Below are 17140 nucleotides of genomic sequence, written 5' to 3'. Positions count from 1 at the left end.
CGCGGGGCCGTATCGACATGCGGTTCCCCCGCATGGGCGCGACCAGCCCCCAGGCACCCGCGGCACGCAGCCGAGACAAGCCACCCCATACCGCCGCCGCACCGCAGGCGTCCGCTCCGTAGACTTGGTCCCGTGAGCGAAGCGCCCGGCACCAGCGACACCCCCGACCCCCTCGACTCCTTCGACGAGATCATCGAAGCCGAGACCACCCGCGACCCCGACCTCGCGGTCATCGAGGCCGGCAGCCGCACCCTGCGCACCCAGGGCGGCCCTCCCCAGGCGGACGTGCCCGTCCGCCCCGAGGACCCCGAGGTCGACAGGGCCCTGCGCGAGGTCGAGGCGGAGCTGGCCACCCGCTGGGGCGAGACCAAGCTGGAGCCCTCGGTCAGCCGCATCGCCGCGCTGATGGACGTGCTGGGCGAGCCCCAGCGGTCGTACCCCTCGATCCACATCACGGGCACGAACGGCAAGACCTCCACCGCCCGCATGATCGAGGCCCTGCTCGGCGCCTTCGAGCTGCGCACCGGCCGCTACACCAGCCCGCACGTGCAGTCGATCACCGAGCGGATCAGCCTGGACGGCGCCCCGATCACCGCCGAGCGGTTCGTCGAGACGTACCAGGACATCAAGCCGTACATCGAGATGGTGGACGGACAGCAGGAGTACCGGCTGTCCTTCTTCGAGGTGCTCACCGGCATGGCGTACGCGGCCTTCGCGGACGCCCCCGTGGACGTCGCCGTCGTGGAGGTCGGCATGGGCGGTTCCTGGGACGCCACCAACGTGATCGACGGTGACGTCGCCGTCGTCACCCCCATCGACCTCGACCACACCGACCGGCTCGGCGAGACGCACGCGCAGATCGCCGGCGAGAAGAGCGGCATCATCAAGCAGGACGCCACCGTCATCCTGGCCCAGCAGCCGGTGGACGCGGCGCAGGTGCTGCTGAAGAAGGCCGTGGAGGTCGACGCCACCGTGGCCCGCGAGGGGCTGGAGTTCGGGATCGTCGCCCGCCAGGTCGCCGTCGGCGGGCAGCTGGTCACGCTGCGCGGCCTCGGCGGCGAGTACCCCGAGGTCTACCTGCCGCTGCACGGCGCCCACCAGGCGCACAACGCGGCCGTCGCGCTCGCCGCCGTGGAGGCGTTCTTCGGCGTGGGCGCGCAGCGCGCCGAGCCGCTGGACGTCGACACCGTGCGCAAGGCGTTCGCGGCCGTGTCGTCCCCGGGCCGGCTGGAGGTCGTACGGCGCTCTCCCACCGTGGTGCTGGACGCCGCGCACAACCCGGCGGGCGCCGAGGCCACCGCCGAGGCCGTGCGGGAGGCGTTCGACTTCACCCGGCTGATCGGGGTCGTCGGCGCGAGCGGCGACAAGAACGTGCGCGGGCTGCTGGAGGCATTCGAACCGATCTTCGCCGAGGTCGTCGTCACGCAGAACTCCAGCCAGCGCGCCATGGACGCGGACGAGCTGGCCGCGATCGCCGTCGAGGTGTTCGGCGACGAGCGCGTGCAGGTCGAGCCGCGGCTGCCGGACGCCCTGGAGGCCGCGATCACGCTGGCCGAGGAGGAGGGCGAGTTCGCGGGCGGCGGCGTGCTGGTGACCGGTTCCGTCATCACGGTCGGCGAGGCCCGGCTGCTGCTCGGGAAGGGCTGAGCCGACCATGCGTACCCTCTGTGCTTCGACCCTGATCGGCGAGTTCTTCGTCATCGGCTTCGCCGGGCTCGTCGCCATGAAGGACCCGGACCTGTCCACGTCGACGGTGTGGCTGGTGAGCGGCATCGCCATGCTGCTGTCCGTGCTGCTGTGCGGCATGGTGACCCGGCCCGGCGGCGTGGTCCTCGGCTGGGCCCTGCAGATCGCCCTGATCGCCTCCGGTGTCTTCGTCCCGACGATGTACTTCCTGGGCGCGGTCTTCGCGGCCCTGTGGTGGGCTTCGGTGCACTTCGGGAGAAAAGTGGACGAGGCGAAGGCCCGCTTCGCGGCGCAGGCCCAGTCCTCCTCCTCCACGGCTGACGCTGCGTAACAACGGCCCCGACACGCCCTGTAACCTCGTTCCACCGCACCCGCACGTCGTGTAAGGAGCCCCTCGTGAGCCAGCGCACCCTCGTCCTCCTCAAGCCCGACGCCGTCCGTCGTGGCCTGACCGGCGAGATCATCAGCCGCATCGAGCGCAAGGCGGGCTGGCAGATCACCGCGCTGGAGCTGCGCACCCTGGACCAGGACACGCTGGAGCAGCACTACGGCGAGCACAAGGGCAAGCCCTTCTACGAGCCGCTGGTCGAGTTCATGTCCTCCGGCCCGGTCGTGGCGCTGATCGTCGAGGGTGAGCGGGTCATCGAGGGCGTGCGCCGGCTCGCCGGCCCCACCGACCCGATCGCCGCCGCGCCCGGCTCGATCCGCGGGGACTACGGCGTGATCGTGCGCGAGAACCTGATCCACGCCTCCGACTCCGAGGAGTCCGCCGAGCGCGAGGTGAAGATCTTCTTCCCGGGCCGCGCGTAACGCCCGCCCGCCGGGGAACAGGTCCGGGGCCACGCCCGGACCATTCCGGCACAGTCCTGGCATTTGAGGGAACGAGCGCCCCCGAACGCCCGTCTCCACAAGCGGGGCGGCACGCCATCTGGTGACAATGGCGGAGACCCTCGCGCAGTGTTCGTGCAGGCGCGTTTACGATGGAAGCCTTCACGTCACAGCACCCGCCTCGCCGTCCTGACATGCCCTCAAAGGCTCAGGACGGCCAGATGAATCCGGATGGGGAACTCAATGTCGTTCATCGGCCGTGACATGGCTGTCGACCTCGGGACCGCCAACACGCTGGTGTACGTCAGGGGTCGCGGGATCGTACTGAACGAACCGTCCGTCGTAGCGATCAACACCAACACGGGTGGGATCCTCGCGGTCGGTGCCGAAGCGAAGAAGATGATCGGCCGGACTCCGGGCAACATCGTGGCGGTCCGTCCGCTCAAGGACGGCGTGATCGCCGACTTCGAGATCACCGAGCGGATGCTCCGCTACTTCATCCTCAAGATCCACAAGCGGCGGTACCTGGCCCGGCCGCGGGTCGTCGTCTGCGTGCCCTCGGGCATCACGGGCGTCGAGCGCCGCGCGGTCATCGAGGCGTCCTCCCAGGCCGGCGCCCGCCAGGTGCACATCATCGAGGAGCCCATGGCCGCCGCCATCGGCTCCGGCCTGCCGGTCCACGAGGCCACGGGCAACATGGTTGTGGACATCGGCGGCGGCACCACGGAGGTCGCGGTCATCTCGCTCGGCGGGATCGTCACCGCCCAGTCCATCCGCGTCGCCGGCGACGAACTGGACAACGCGATCATCCAGTACATCAAGAAGGAGTACAGCCTCCTCCTGGGTGAGCGCACGGCGGAGCAGATCAAGATCACGATCGGTTCGGCGTACGACCTCGACACCGACGAGCACACCGAAGTCCGCGGCCGGGACCTGGTGTCCGGGCTGCCGAAGACCGTCGTCATCTCCGCGGCCGAGGTCCGCAAGGCGATCGAGGAGCCCGTCAACGCGATCGTGGACGCCGTGAAGACCACCCTCGACAAGTGCCCGCCGGAGCTGTCCGGCGACATCATGGACCGAGGAATCGTTCTGACCGGCGGCGGAGCCCTGCTGCGCGGGCTCGACGAGCGGCTGCGACGGGAGACCGGCATGCCGATCCACATCGCCGAGGACCCGCTGGACAGCGTCGCGCTCGGCTCCGGCAAGTGCGTCGAGGAGTTCGAGGCGCTGCAGCAGGTCCTGGACGCCCAGCCGCGCAGATGACGCGACTTTTCGATTCCGCCGTACGAGACGTTCTCCTCTCGTGCGGCGGATCGTTGATATAGAGGCATAAGCTCCCCCGAATGGGCCTGTTGGGCCGCGCCACAGCATGCGCGTCGTCCAGGGGCCCGACGAATTCCTACTTGAGGAAGGGCACGGCCGCCGCACGTGAGGGACACGAAAGAGAGCCGGCTGCTCCTGGTCCTGTTGGTCGCCATCGCGTTCGCGCTGATCACGGTGGACATCCGCGGGGGCCGGAACTCCCCGGTCGACGGTGCCCGCCACGCCGCCGCGGCGGCGTTCGGCCCGGTCGAGAACGGACTGTCCTCCGCGGTGGACCCGGTCGGCAACGCCGTCTCCGCGATCCGCGACTCCGGCAGCCGGCACGACCGGCTCGCCGCGCTGGAGAAGGAGAACGCGGCCCTCAAGGCCAAGCTCGGCAGCGACGACCGCAACCGCAGCCGCCTGCGGCAGCTCGACAAGCTGCTCAAGGTGGCCGGCGAGGGGCAGTACGGCATCAAGGGCGCCCAGGTCATCGCCATAGGCTCGGCCCAGGGCTTCTCCTGGACCATCACCATCGACGCCGGCGCCGACGACGGCATCAAGCGGGACATGACCGTCCTGAACGGCGACGGCCTGGTCGGCCGGGTCACCACCGTCGGCCCCAGCACCTCGACCGTGCTGCTCGCCAACGACCCGGACTTCACCGTCGGCACCCGCATGGAGGCGGGCGACGAACTCGGCTTCGCCTCCGGCCAGGGCGACCGCCCGCTGCGCGTGGAACTGCTCAACGGCAAGGCGGAGGTGAAGAAGGGCGACCGGCTCGTCACCTTCGGCTCACAGGCCGACAAGCCGTTCGTGCCCGGTGTCCCGGTCGGCGTGGTCTCCCGCGTCGACCCCTCCGGCGGCGGCCTGACCCGCACGCTGTACGTCACGCCGTACGTCAGCTTCACCAAGCTCGACATCGTCGGCGTGGTCGTGGCGCCACCGAAACAGGACCCGCGGGACACCGTGCTCCCGGCCAAGCCGAAGCCGGTCCCGACGCCGACGGTGACCGTGACGGTCACCCCGTCGGCCGACGCCCCCGCCACCGACCAGCAGCAGTAGGAGCTGTATCCCCATGCGTGTCAACCGGATCCTGCTCTCCGTCCCGCTGGTCGTCGTGGCCCTGGTGATCCAGGTGAGCGTCCTCGCCCGGCTGCACCTGCCGGGCGCCGTCCCCGACCTGCTGCTGCTCACCGTGCTCGGCCTGGCGATGGTCTACGGCCACGTCGGCGGCGCCCTCGTCGGCTTCGGCGCCGGTCTCCTCGCCGACCTGGCCCCGCCGGCCGACCACGCGGCCGGCCGGTACGCGCTCGTGCTGTGCGTCATCGGCTACCTCGCCGGGCTCGTCAGGCCGGAGAACGGCCGGCTGAAGTCGGCGGCCGGCCCGATGGCCGTCGTGGTCGCCGCCGCCATCGGCTCCACCCTGCTCTACGCCGGGGTGGGCGCCCTGGTCGGCGACACCGCCGCCCGCCATGTCGGCCTGCCCGGACTGCTGTTCTCCGCCGCCCTGTACGACCTGCTGCTCGCCCCGTTCGTGGTGCCCGGCGTGATGTGGCTGGCCCGCCGCGCCGACAACGACCCGCTCACCGAGACCGGGCCCGCGGCCAAGGCCGGGGACATCTCCTCGGGCTGGCTCTCCTCCGGCACGGGGCTGCGCATCGGCAGCCAGCGCGGCGGCCTGGGCGCCCTGAAGGCCAAGGCACGCACGCGCTCCGCCCGGGTCGGCCGCATCAAGGGGGTCAAGCGACTGTGAGGAACGGGGAGTTCCACCCGGGAGAGTTCACCCGAACGGGTAAGCCAGCCTGGAACGCCTGTTCACAGGCCGGTCGTTCATCATTCGTACGCGTTCCCGCACAGGGGCACTGAGAGGGGGAGACAGCAGCAGTGACCAACATCCCCGAGACCGGTCGGACCCCACGGGTCCAGATCCGGCTCGTCGTGATCCAGATCCTCGTCCTCTCCCTCCTCGGCACGCTCGGCGGCCGGTTGTGGTACCTCCAGATCCGCGAGGGCGCCGAGTACCAGAAGGAGGCGTCGGGCAACCACGTCCAGCAGGTCGTCGACCCGGCCGTGCGCGGCGACATCCTGGACGCGCGGGGCGTCCCCCTCGCGGACAACGAGACCCGCCTGGTGGTCTCCGCCTCCCGGACCGACCTGCTGAAGCAGAAGGACGACGGCAAGGCCGTCCTCACCAAGCTGGCCGGCGTCCTCGGCATGAGCCCCGAGGAGGTCATGCAGAAGGTCCGGCTGTGCGACGCCAAGACCCCCCAGCCCTGCTGGAACGGCTCGCCGTACCAGCCGATCCCGATCACCGACGACGCCACCGCCAAGCAGGCCCTGCAGATCCGCGAGCGCTCCGAGGACTTCCCCGGCATCACCGCCGAACCCGAGGCCGTCCGCCGCTACCCGGGCCCCGGCAAGTCCAACAGCGCGCAGGTGCTCGGCTATCTCTCGCCGGTCACCGACGCCGAGATCCAGCAGGCCAAGGACACCGACTCGCCCTACCTGCGCTCCGACATGGTCGGCCGCTCCGGCCTGGAGCGGACGTACGACAAGGTGCTGCGCGGCAAGGCCGGCGTCACCCGCTACGAGGTCGACAACCTCGGCCGGGTCATCGGCAAGGCCAAGTCGGACGCGGCCGAGCCCGGTTCGAACCTGGTCACCAGCATCGACTCCCGCGTCCAGCGGGTCGCCGAGTACGAGCTGGACAGGGCGATGAAGGCCGCCCGCCAGCAGTTCGACAAGATCACCGGCACCAACTACAAGGCGGACTCCGGCGCCGTCGTGGTGATGGAGGCCAAGACCGGCCGCATCGTCGCCATGGCCTCGGCGCCGACCTACGACCCGAACGTCTGGGTCGGCGGCATCTCCGCCAAGGACTACAAGGCCCTCACCGGCAAGGACTCGGACTACCCCCTGCTCAACCGGGCCATACAGGGCCAGGCCGCCCCCGGCTCGACGTTCAAGGTGGTCTCCACGGCCGCCGCGGTCGAGGCCGGCTACCCCTTCGACGGCCGCTACCCGTGCACCAGCTCCTACTCGGTCGGCGGCCAGGTCTTCAAGAACTTCGAGGGCGAGAACTTCGGCCCCATCTCCCTGGGCCGCGCCCTGGAGGTCTCCTGCGACACCGTCTTCTACGGCCTCGCCGACCGCGAGTGGAAGAAGGACGGCGGCATCAACCCCAAGAAGGGCCAGCCGAAGGACTACTTCTACAAGGCCGCCCACCAGTTCGGCCTCGGCAAGGAGACCGGCGTCGACCTGCCCAACGAGGTCACCGGCCGCGTCCCGGACCGCCAGTGGAAGCTGGCGTACTGGAAGGCCAACAAGGACGCCTGGTGCAAGAGCGGCAAGAAGGACGGCTCCTACGTCGAGAAGATCGCCTACGAGAACTGCCTCGAAGGCAACAAGATGCGCGAGGGCGACTCGATCAACTACTCCATCGGCCAGGGCGACACCCTCGTCACCCCGATCCAGGAGGCCGTGATCTACGGCGCCGTCGCCAACGGCGGCACGATGTACCAGCCGACCATCGGCAAGGCGATCATCAGCGCCGACGGCAAGACCGTACGGGAGATCAAGCCGACCAAGCGCGGCAGGCTGCCCGTCAGCCAGGCCACCCTCAAGGGCATGGACGACGCCTTCGCCGGCGTCATCACCCGCGGTACCGCGGCCTGGAAGTTCGGCGGCTGGCCGCAGGACAAGATCCCGCTGCACGCCAAGACCGGCACGGCCGAGGTCTACGGCAAGCAGACCACCTCCTGGCTGGCCACCTACTCCAAGGACTACACGGTGATCATGACGATCGCCCAGGCCGGTACGGGTTCCGGCGCCTCCGGTGAGGCCGTGCGCAACATCTACAGCGCCCTCTACGGCGTCCAGGGCGACGGCTCCATCGACAGCAGGAAGGCGATGCTGCCCGAGCCGCAGAAGGGCCTGCCCAAGGTCCGCACGGACGGCACCATCGCCGCCCCGAAGATCTCCGGCGACCCGGCCAAGGACGCCGAGGCCGCCCAGAAGAACAACCCGACCAACGGCGACGGCCAGCAGCCCGCCGGCACCACGCCGTCGCCCGGCACGGGCAACCGCGACACCCGCAGACGGCCTCGCAGGAGGGGAAGCCGGAGGATGCCCTCATGACCGGCGCGAACAGCTTCTCCGTCTCCGGGTACGGCCCCGAGCGAGCCCGCTGGACCAGGCTCTTCGCCCGCGACTCGCTCACCCGCCGGCTGGACTGGCCGATACTGCTCGCGGCCACCGCCCTGTCCCTGCTGGGCTCCCTGCTGGTGTACTCGGCGACCCGCAACCGCACCGAACTGAACCAGGGCGACCCGTACTTCTTCCTGCTCCGGCACCTGATGAACCTCGGCATCGGGATCGGCCTGATGATCGGCACCGTCTGGCTCGGCCACCGCGCCCTGCGCAACGCCGTGCCGATCCTCTACGGCCTGTCGGTGCTCCTCGCCCTGGTGGTCCTCACCCCGCTCGGCGCCACGATCAACGGTCAGCGCAACTGGCTGGTGATCGGCGGCTTCTCGCTCCAGCCCGCCGAGTTCCTCAAGATCTCGATCATCCTGGGCATGGCCATGCTGCTGGCCGCCCGGGTGGACGCGGGCGACAAGCCGTACCCCGACCACCGGACCGTGTTCCAGGCCCTGTGCCTGGCCACCGTCCCGATCCTGATCCTGCTGCTCATGCCCGACCTCGGCTCGGTGCTGGCCATGGTGGCGATCATCCTCGGCGTGCTGCTCGCCTCCGGCGCCTCCAACCGCTGGGTCTTCGGCCTGCTCACCGCCGGTGTCATCGGCTGCATCGCGATCTGGCAGCTGCACATCCTGGACGAGTACCAGATCAACCGGTTCGCGGCCTTCGCCAACCCGGACCTGGACCCGGCCGGTGTCGGCTACAACACCAACCAGGCCCGCATCGCCATCGGCTCCGGCGGACTCACCGGCGCCGGGCTGTTCCACGGCTCGCAGACCACCGGCCAGTTCGTGCCCGAGCAGCAGACCGACTTCGTCTTCACGGTCGCGGGGGAGGAGCTGGGCTTCGTCGGCGCCGGCTTCATCGTCTTCCTGCTCGGGGTCCTCCTGTGGCGCGCCTGCCGGATAGCGCGTGACTCGACCGAGCTGTACGGGACGATCGTCGCCGCCGGGATCGTGGCCTGGTTCGCCTTCCAGTCCTTCGAGAACATCGGCATGACCCTCGGCATCATGCCGGTCACCGGTCTGCCCCTGCCGTTCGTGTCGTACGGCGGCTCGTCCATGTTCGCGGTGTGGGTCGCCGTGGGACTGCTGCAGTCGATCAAGGTCCAACGGCCCATGTCGGCGTAACCCCGGCGCCCCCTGCCGTACCGGCGCCCCGGACATTAGATTCGGTGCATGGCGGATGCGAAACGCGAGATCGAGCGCAAGTACGAGTCCGACGACAGCGGGCTGCCCGACCTGACCGGCGCCGGCCCGGTGGCGGCCGTGCTGGACAAGGGCCTGGTGGAACTCGACGCCACGTACTACGACACCGTCGACGAACGTCTGGCCGCCGCCGCGCTCACCCTGCGCCGCCGCACCGGCGGCGCGGACGCCGGCTGGCACCTGAAGTTCCCGGTCGCCCCCGGAGTCCGCGACGAGATCCAGGCCCCGCTCTCCGACACCGTCCCCGAGGAGATCGCGGCCCTCGTCCGCTCCCGCGTCCGGGACACCGAACTCGTCCCGCTGGTCCGGCTGCGCTCCGCCCGCGACGTCCGGCACCTGCTCGACGCCGAGGGCGAGCTGCTGGCCGAGGCCAGCGTCGACGCCGTGACCGCCGAACGGTTGGGCGGCGGGGGCACGGTCGCCCAGTGGACCGAGATCGAGGTGGAACTGGCCGACGGCGGCGACCCGGCCCTCCTCGACCAGCTGGAGAAGCGGCTGCGCAAGGCGGGCGTACGGCCGTCCCGGTCGCCGTCGAAACTGGCCCGCGCCCTGGAACAGACGGCCCGGGGCAGGCCCCGCGAGAAGGCCGCGCCCCCGGCGCCGGTGACCGCCGGCGATCACGTCCTCGCCTACCTCCGCGCCCAGCGGGACGCCCTGGTCGAGCTGGACCCCGCCGTCCGCCGCGACCTCCCCGACGCCGTGCACCGCATGCGGGTCGCCACCCGCCGCGCCCGCAGCACCCTGCGCACCTTCGGCGCCCTCCTGGACCGCACCGTCACCGGCCCCCTCGGCGCCGAGCTGAAGTGGCTCGCCGGCGAGCTGGGCGTCGACCGAGACCAGGAGGTGCTGGCCGACCGCCTGGCCACCGCCCTCGACGCGCTCAAGCCCGCCCTGGTCACCGGCCCCGTGCCCGAGCGGCTGACCGCGTGGTCCCGGGCCCGGCACGGCGGCGCCCACGCCCATCTCACCGGGGTGCTGGACTCCCGCCGCCACCTGGCCCTGCTGGACGCCCTGGACGCCCTCCTCGCGGACCCGCCGCTGCGCGGGGCGGCCGGCAGGAAGCCGCACAAGGCCCTCGCCAAGGCCGTACGCAAGGACGTGAAGAAGCTGACCCACGTCATGGAGCACGCGCTGGCGCTGCCGCCGGGACAGGACCGCGACCTCGCCCTGCACGAGGCCCGCAAGAAGGCCAAGCGCACCCGCTACGCCGCCGAGGCCGCCACCGAGGCGCTCGGCGCCCCCGCCCGCACCCTGACCGGGGCCATGAAGTCCCTGACCACCCTCCTGGGCGACCACCAGGACAGCGTCATGGCCCGCCGCACCCTGCGCGAGCTCGCGGCGGTGGCGCACGCGGCGGGGGAGAGCACGTTCACCTACGGGGTGCTGTACGCCAGGGAGGAGGCGCGGGCGGCGGCGACGGAGGCGGAGCTGCCCCGGCTCTGGAAGGAGACCGGGTCGAGGGCGGCTCGCGGGGCGTTCGGGGGAGGCCGCCGGGCGGGTTAGGCTTGATGGTCCCCCCTGTCAGCTCATGAAGGTTCGCGAGATGCCTGTCGAGTCGGTTTTCCCGCAGCTCGAAGCTCTGCTCCCGCACGTGCAGAAGCCGATCCAGTACGTCGGCGGAGAGCTCAATTCCACGGTCAAGCCGTGGGACGAGTGCGATGTCCGCTGGGCGCTCATGTACCCGGACGCGTACGAGGTCGGCCTGCCCAACCAGGGCGTCATGATCCTCTACGAGGTCCTCAACGAGCGGGAGGGGGTCCTCGCCGAGCGCACCTACAGCGTGTGGCCGGACCTGGAGGAGCTGATGCGGGAGCACGGCGTCCCGCAGTTCACGGTGGACAGCCACCGCCCGGTGAAGGCCTTCGACGTGTTCGGCATCAGCTTCTCCACGGAGCTGGGCTACACGAACATGCTCACCGCGCTGGACCTGGCCGGCATCCCGCTGGAGTCCCGGGAGCGCACGGTCGACGACCCGATCGTCCTGGCCGGCGGCCACGCGGCCTTCAACCCGGAGCCGATCGCCGACTTCATCGACGCGGCGGTCATCGGCGACGGCGAGCAGGCCGTGCTGGACATGACCCGGATCATCCGCGAGTGGAAGGCCGAGGGCCGCCCCGGTGGCCGCGAGGAGGTCCTCTTCCGTCTCGCGAAGACCGGCGGGGTCTACGTCCCGGCGTTCTACGACGTCGAGTACCTCCCCGACGGCCGTATCGCCCGCGTGGTCCCGAACAAGAGCGGTGTCCCGTGGCGCGTGTCCAAGCACACGGTCATGGACCTGGACGAGTGGCCCTACCCCAAGCAGCCCCTCGTCCCCCTCGCCGAGACGGTCCACGAGCGCATGTCGGTGGAGATCTTCCGCGGCTGCACCCGCGGCTGCCGCTTCTGCCAGGCGGGCATGATCACCCGCCCGGTGCGGGAGCGCTCCATCACGGGCATCGGCGAGATGGTCGAGAAGGGCCTGAAGGCGACCGGCTTCGAGGAGGTCGGCCTGCTGTCGCTGTCGAGCGCGGACCACTCGGAGATCGGGGACGTCGCCAAGGGCCTCGCCGACCGCTACGAGGACGACAAGATCGGCCTGTCCCTCCCCTCCACCCGCGTCGACGCCTTCAACATCGACCTGGCGAACGAGCTGACCCGCAACGGCCGCCGCTCGGGTCTGACCTTCGCCCCGGAGGGCGGCTCCGAGCGCATCCGCAAGGTCATCAACAAGATGGTCTCGGAGGAGGACCTGATCCGTACGGTCGCCACGGCCTACGGCAACGGCTGGCGCCAGGTGAAGCTGTACTTCATGTGCGGCCTGCCCACGGAGACCGACGACGACGTCCTCCAGATCGCCGACATGGCGACCCGCGTCATCCAGAAGGGCCGCGAGGTCTCCGGCTCGAACGACATCCGGTGCACGGTGTCGATCGGCGGTTTCGTCCCGAAGCCCCACACCCCCTTCCAGTGGGCCCCGCAGCTCTCCGCCGAGGAGACGGACGAGCGCCTCGCGAAGCTCCGCGACAAGATCCGCGGCGACAAGAAGTACGGCCGCTCCATCGGCTTCCGCTACCACGACGGCAAGCCCGGCATCGTGGAGGGCCTGCTCTCCCGCGGCGACCGCCGCATCGGCGCGGTCATCCGCGCGGTGTACGACGACGGCGGCCGCTTCGACGGCTGGCGCGAGCACTTCTCCTACGACCGCTGGATGCGGTGCGCCGAGAAGGCCCTCGCCCCCTACGGCGTGGACGTCGACTGGTACACCACCCGCGAGCGCACCTACGAGGAGGTCCTTCCCTGGGACCACCTCGACTCCGGCCTGGACAAGGACTGGCTCTGGGAGGACTGGCAGGACGCCCTCGACGAGACGGAGGTCGAGGACTGCCGCTGGACCCCGTGCTTCGACTGCGGTGTCTGCCCGGCGATGGATACGGCCATACAAATCGGCCCGACCGGCAAGAAGCTGCTGCCTCTGACGGTCAAGAACGGTGGGCCGACGCCGGCTTCGAGTGGTCACACGCACTGAGGTGGGCGGGGCACTCGATCGGGTGATGGAGGCGCTGGCGGGGGTAAGCGAGGAGGAGGTGGCTGCCCTACTGGCTACGCTAGCTGTGCCGCGTGCTCGCTCTTCGCTGCCGATGACCTCGTACCGAACGCCACTGCCAGACTCTGAAAGTGGTTCGCGGATCGCCTCCGAGGTGGAGTGGGTCTGAGTTCGCCCTCTACTACTCATCGCCATGCTGCAAGCCGGGCCCCTTCCCTGGACTGGGAAGGGGCCCGTTGGTGTTGACGTGCTCGCGTCGCTGGCAGGGGTTCCGGGCGGCCACCGGCTCGCGGCCTCCGAGGTCATCGTCGATCCCAACGGACTGTGGATGGTCGCGACCGTTGCTGCCACTAAGACCAGCGTCGCAGCCATTCGCACTTCTTGATCTTGATCGTGCGGCACAATGATGAGAGGGCTGAAGGAGGGCGGCGTAGGGTGGGGGAGACGTATCCGTACGAGGAGCTTGACGGTCGGCGATTTCAGCGATTGGCCCAGTCACTCATCACGGCTGAGAGGCCACGGACACAATGCCTTCCAATCGCTGGTCCCGACGGTGGACGCGATGCTGCAGGGCTTGATTTTGACCTAGATGGCAAGTTGAGCGATGCCGTCATCTACCAGGTTAAGTATCGCGAACAGAACCCTGTTGGAATACCGTCTAATAACGATCTCTATGACTGGGTCATCAAGCATCTTGGTGCGGAAAATAAAAAACTCTCAAAATTGAAAGACAGGGGTGCGCGTGAATTCGTATTTATCACTAACGTGCCCGCTAGTGGACATTTAGGCACAGGCCTTCGAGACAGAGTACAGCAATGGGTTGCCGAAAATGTCACCTTGCCTACATTTATCTGGTGGCGTGAAGACATTGATGCCAGGCTAGATCGAAACCCGGCACTCGTATTCCGGTTCATGCTCTTTCGTGGCCCTGACTCTGTACAGGCCTACTTGGCAGGGGTACTGGACAAGTCAACTACTTTTTCAAAGCCCGATTCCTCAGCCATAGAGTACTCAACTCGCAACCCGGCTATTTCCACACTGCTCCTCTATCTCGCACGCCAATATGAGGAGGAGTCCACACTTCGCTTCAAACAAGCTCATCTAGATGCGCCGCTCATTGACTCATTCGTGGATGTACCCTTCGAACTGAACAGGCGAACGCTCCGCGAGCATCCCGAGATGCAGTTCAAGTACCGGCAGCTGTCGGACGAATTTCTGAAGAGACGAGGGCCGGAAGTAGAGCCTGCGGGGGAGGTTGGTTACCTTCCGCGCATGTCGGATTCCTTCGATGGCATGCCCGGGGCGGCAAGTAAAGACACGCCGGGGGCCGCAAGCGTGCTGCTGTTCGACCAGGAAGTCCTTAGTCTGCACAGCGTGGTGATCGAGGCTGGCCCCGGACAAGGCAAATCCACTCTCGTTCAGTTCCTCGGACAAATCCACAGGGCGAAGATTCTAGGCAAAACAGAAGACTTGGCCCGCTTGCCTTCTCACCTCTCGCAAGCCGCTCTGCGGATTCCAGTCCGCATCGAATTGCGGCATTTAGGGGAGTGGTTGCAGGGCTCTTCTCCGTGGTCTCGGGCGCAGAAAGTCTCCCATGATGGCGGTGCACCTTCCTTGCACGGTTACATCGCAAGCCACGTGCGACATGTTACCGGCGGGATGCGGTTCACCAATGAAGACTTGATAGCCATCGTCTCCAGTACCCCCACGCTGCTGCTACTCGATGGGTTGGATGAAGTGGCGGATATTTCGCTACGCGAACTCGTCGTTACAACCGTGCACTCGTTCGTCCGAGACATGAAGTCCTTGGGCGCGCAATTGCAGGTCGTCGCCACGAGCCGTCCTTCGTCGCTAGCAAGAGCCCCTATTTTCGCACGGAATGATTTCCTGTATTGTCAGCTCACGGACCTCTCGACTGAACTCGCTGAAAAATATACGAACTCCTGGGTGAAGCGGCGAGCGCTCCCAGACGATCAGGCATCGGAATTGCGGCGCGTTTTGGCTGGCTGTTTGACTCAACCTCATATTTCTGAGCTTGCGCGGACGCCGATGCAGTTGGCTATTCTGCTATGGCTCGTGCACACGCGCGGATGGAACCTTCCTGACAAGCGGACGGCTTTGTATGAAGAGTACGTCCGAACTGTGTTCGATCGAGAGGCAGATAAAAGCCCGAAGGTTCGACAATACCGCGATCTCCTACTTGAGATTCATGGCCATCTCGGCTGGCTTCTTCATGCGCGTAGTGAGGGCGGCCCACGAGGCGCCAGCGCAGGCGACATAGCCACTACCGATTTGAAACGCACCATCTGGGAGTACCTAGAGAGAAAACAGGAACCGGGCGACGATGTGCCCAGCGAAACCGTATCAGATGTTTTCGACGGCATCCGTAGAGTCTTCATCCTTGTGGACCGAATTCAGGGCAAGCATGAGTTCCAAGTTCAACCTCTACGTGAGTTTTTTGCCGCGCGACACTTGTACAAGACTGCCCCCTATCATTCGAATGCTGTTGAGGTAACTGGTTCTCGTCCTGAACGGCTTGAGGCACTCCTCAGAAGTCCATACTGGTTGAACGTAGCTCGGTTCTTCTGCGGATCGTACGATGTGGGAGAGCTTGCGGATCTAGTACAGAGGATCGAGGAACTGAAAGAGGATGAAAAATATCGCTACTCGTTGCATGTGCGCCTACTAATTGTTTACCTACTCAGAGATTATGTGACGGCAGCATCACCTAAAGCGACGCGAAAACTGGCGAGGCTGTTGACTGACTCTTTGAGTATGCGCCAGCTTCTCGCCGATCACCATCTGGAGCAAAGTCAGGGCGAGGCGCCCGGAGAGTTGATTCCACGTGACTCCGGCCTTCCAGCCCTGCTGGATGCGGCACAGTCTCGTTACGTCTCGCCGCTACCTGATCAAGTGGTGTATGAGCTGGCTCGCCTCATTCGCCAAATCCCGAAGGAAGAAAGGTGGAATTGGTGGCTAGGTGGAGCACCTAAAGAAAGTAAGGGCCGTGACGAGTGGCTGCGACGCGGTGTCATAGCATCCTGCTTCGACGGGGCTCCGGCAGAGCAGCTCCTGTCGATCTTTTCAGAAGATGCCGGCACGTTGAGCTGGGTCCGCTGCGTAGAGGCCAGCCGACTTGACGTCGCGCTGGCGGGTTCCCGTATGCCTCATTTCGTTGACGCTTTGATGCGTGGATACGGGCCTCTCGGAAGGTCGCAGGAGTCGTCTCACCAGTTCCTCGATTATGTCACTCGCGGCCTCCTGCTTACAGCGCCGACGAATCCGCTTGCAGCCGAGTTGTTCGATGAAGTGCCGAGAGTCTGGCCGGAATTTCAGGGCAGTTCGACCGCGATGGAGGAACTCGGTAAACTGGCCGAGCTTGAATCTTCGATTAAGCACCTACCTAAAACTCCGGCGGGTCTTGCGCGAAGGGCAGACGTTATAGGGGAAGCTTACGGCGAGCCCTGGGTTGCATGGCGTATCGCTATGTTCGTTGCGCCCTTCATCGGGGCCTCTTCCGTAGGCATCGGTGGGGAATCACTATCCGGCCAAGCGGCTATTATGTGGAAGCATAGAAAGGCTCTCAAGTATTGGACTGACCATCTTGATGCGCTGGATCATCAGGGACGCAGGATGGGATTCATGGCCGGGTTGTTGGCGTGGGCTCCCGCTGACGTTATAACCGGCGTTCTGGGGATAAAACCGGAGCTCTGCCGCAGTATTGCAAGTTGGGAATTCTCTAGGGTGAGGAGCTTTGTTCAGGCAGTCGCAGCTCAGGAGGCTCCGCACAACATACACAATAGAGTTCGAATGTCATCGAAAGACGTGCCTTCGCTAGCTGCCGTCCATTTGAGTTGCTTGTTGTCTATCTTGGATGTGCGGATAAGGAAGAATGCCAAATGGGATCTTGATGCGCGTATCAACCTAGATTCGGTGTGCGAGGCTCATCGCGATTTCACGGCAGGATACGCTGTCTCGCGCGCCATGAAGCGCCTTTCCAGGACGGCCGGGCGGGGTCAGAGTCATCGTGCGATTCAAAAGCATTTTCCGCAAGCCAGGGGTGAAACCGTGGAAATCCGGGATCTATCACCTAGTGGTTTCGCTGCGTTGCAGACTCGCATGACAATAGGCGAGGCTGAGTCGATCCTGCAAAATCCAGAGCTGTACCCGATCGATCTGCTCACCTTGGCTGGTTTCAGGTTGGAAGGCTCAGGCAAGGTCGGCGCTATCACGATGCTGAAGGTTGCCCGCGATCGACGCTGGTTTGACCAGGACCTCTGACATCTCGGGTGTGGCCTTCTGAGGCTGTTGAAGTCAGTGATGTTGCATAACCCTGGGTCCGGCCTGTTGTTGGTTCCTGGGTTGACGCCGCGGGTACGGTCAGAAGCGT

Annotated in this window: 11 protein-coding genes; all 11 read left to right on the top strand. The window is 66.9% G+C overall.

What is annotated here, in order from left to right:
- The first annotated feature begins 132 nt into the window (after nucleotides 1–132).
- The 11 genes from folC to ACZ5DC_RS08325 all read left to right on the top strand — a co-directional run bounded on the left by folC (nucleotide 133) and on the right by ACZ5DC_RS08325 (nucleotide 17031).
- Nucleotides 133–1647 (top strand): bifunctional tetrahydrofolate synthase/dihydrofolate synthase, encoded by a 1515-nt coding sequence (gene folC, locus ACZ5DC_RS08375; RefSeq protein ID WP_468650636.1) that lies wholly within the window; start codon nucleotides 133–135, stop codon nucleotides 1645–1647.
- A gap of 7 nt (nucleotides 1648–1654) precedes the next feature.
- On the top strand, nucleotides 1655–2017 hold the full coding sequence (locus ACZ5DC_RS08370) for a DUF4233 domain-containing protein (RefSeq protein WP_468650634.1): 363 nt from the start codon (nucleotides 1655–1657) through the stop codon (nucleotides 2015–2017).
- A gap of 65 nt (nucleotides 2018–2082) precedes the next feature.
- Nucleotides 2083–2496, top strand: a complete 414-nt coding sequence (ndk, locus tag ACZ5DC_RS08365; RefSeq protein ID WP_031099045.1) for a nucleoside-diphosphate kinase — start codon at nucleotides 2083–2085, stop codon at nucleotides 2494–2496.
- Between the two features lie 261 nt (nucleotides 2497–2757).
- Nucleotides 2758–3777 carry a rod shape-determining protein gene (locus ACZ5DC_RS08360; RefSeq protein ID WP_014672705.1) on the top strand — a complete coding sequence of 340 codons (1020 nt, stop codon included), beginning with the start codon at nucleotides 2758–2760 and terminating at the stop codon, nucleotides 3775–3777.
- A 165-nt stretch (nucleotides 3778–3942) separates the two neighbouring features.
- Nucleotides 3943–4881 carry a rod shape-determining protein MreC gene (mreC, locus tag ACZ5DC_RS08355; RefSeq protein WP_366750590.1) on the top strand — a complete coding sequence of 313 codons (939 nt, stop codon included), beginning with the start codon at nucleotides 3943–3945 and terminating at the stop codon, nucleotides 4879–4881.
- A gap of 13 nt (nucleotides 4882–4894) precedes the next feature.
- Nucleotides 4895–5572 (top strand): rod shape-determining protein MreD, encoded by a 678-nt coding sequence (mreD, locus tag ACZ5DC_RS08350; RefSeq protein WP_366750591.1) that lies wholly within the window; start codon nucleotides 4895–4897, stop codon nucleotides 5570–5572.
- Between the two features lie 131 nt (nucleotides 5573–5703).
- Nucleotides 5704–7956, top strand: a complete 2253-nt coding sequence (mrdA, locus tag ACZ5DC_RS08345) for a penicillin-binding protein 2 (protein ID WP_468650631.1) — start codon at nucleotides 5704–5706, stop codon at nucleotides 7954–7956.
- The gene (gene rodA, locus ACZ5DC_RS08340) at nucleotides 7953–9149 is read left to right on the top strand and encodes a rod shape-determining protein RodA (RefSeq protein ID WP_468650629.1); all 1197 of its coding nucleotides are present in this window, start codon (nucleotides 7953–7955) and stop codon (nucleotides 9147–9149) included. Before mrdA ends, rodA begins: the two co-directional genes overlap by 4 nt.
- 48 nt (nucleotides 9150–9197) lie before the next feature.
- Nucleotides 9198–10730 carry a CYTH and CHAD domain-containing protein gene (locus ACZ5DC_RS08335; protein ID WP_468650627.1) on the top strand — a complete coding sequence of 511 codons (1533 nt, stop codon included), beginning with the start codon at nucleotides 9198–9200 and terminating at the stop codon, nucleotides 10728–10730.
- Nucleotides 10731–10770: 40 nt separating this feature from the next.
- Nucleotides 10771–12732 (top strand): TIGR03960 family B12-binding radical SAM protein, encoded by a 1962-nt coding sequence (locus tag ACZ5DC_RS08330; RefSeq protein ID WP_468650625.1) that lies wholly within the window; start codon nucleotides 10771–10773, stop codon nucleotides 12730–12732.
- 453 nt (nucleotides 12733–13185) lie between these two features.
- A complete protein-coding gene (locus tag ACZ5DC_RS08325; protein ID WP_468650623.1) occupies nucleotides 13186–17031 on the top strand; it encodes an NACHT domain-containing protein in 3846 nt (1281 codons plus the stop codon).
- Nucleotides 17032–17140 lie beyond the last annotated feature (109 nt).

Source organism: Streptomyces sp. NPDC031445 (assembly GCF_055581365.1).
Note: the sequence above shows the minus strand (reverse complement) of the source record. Positions and strands in the feature narration are given on the sequence as shown.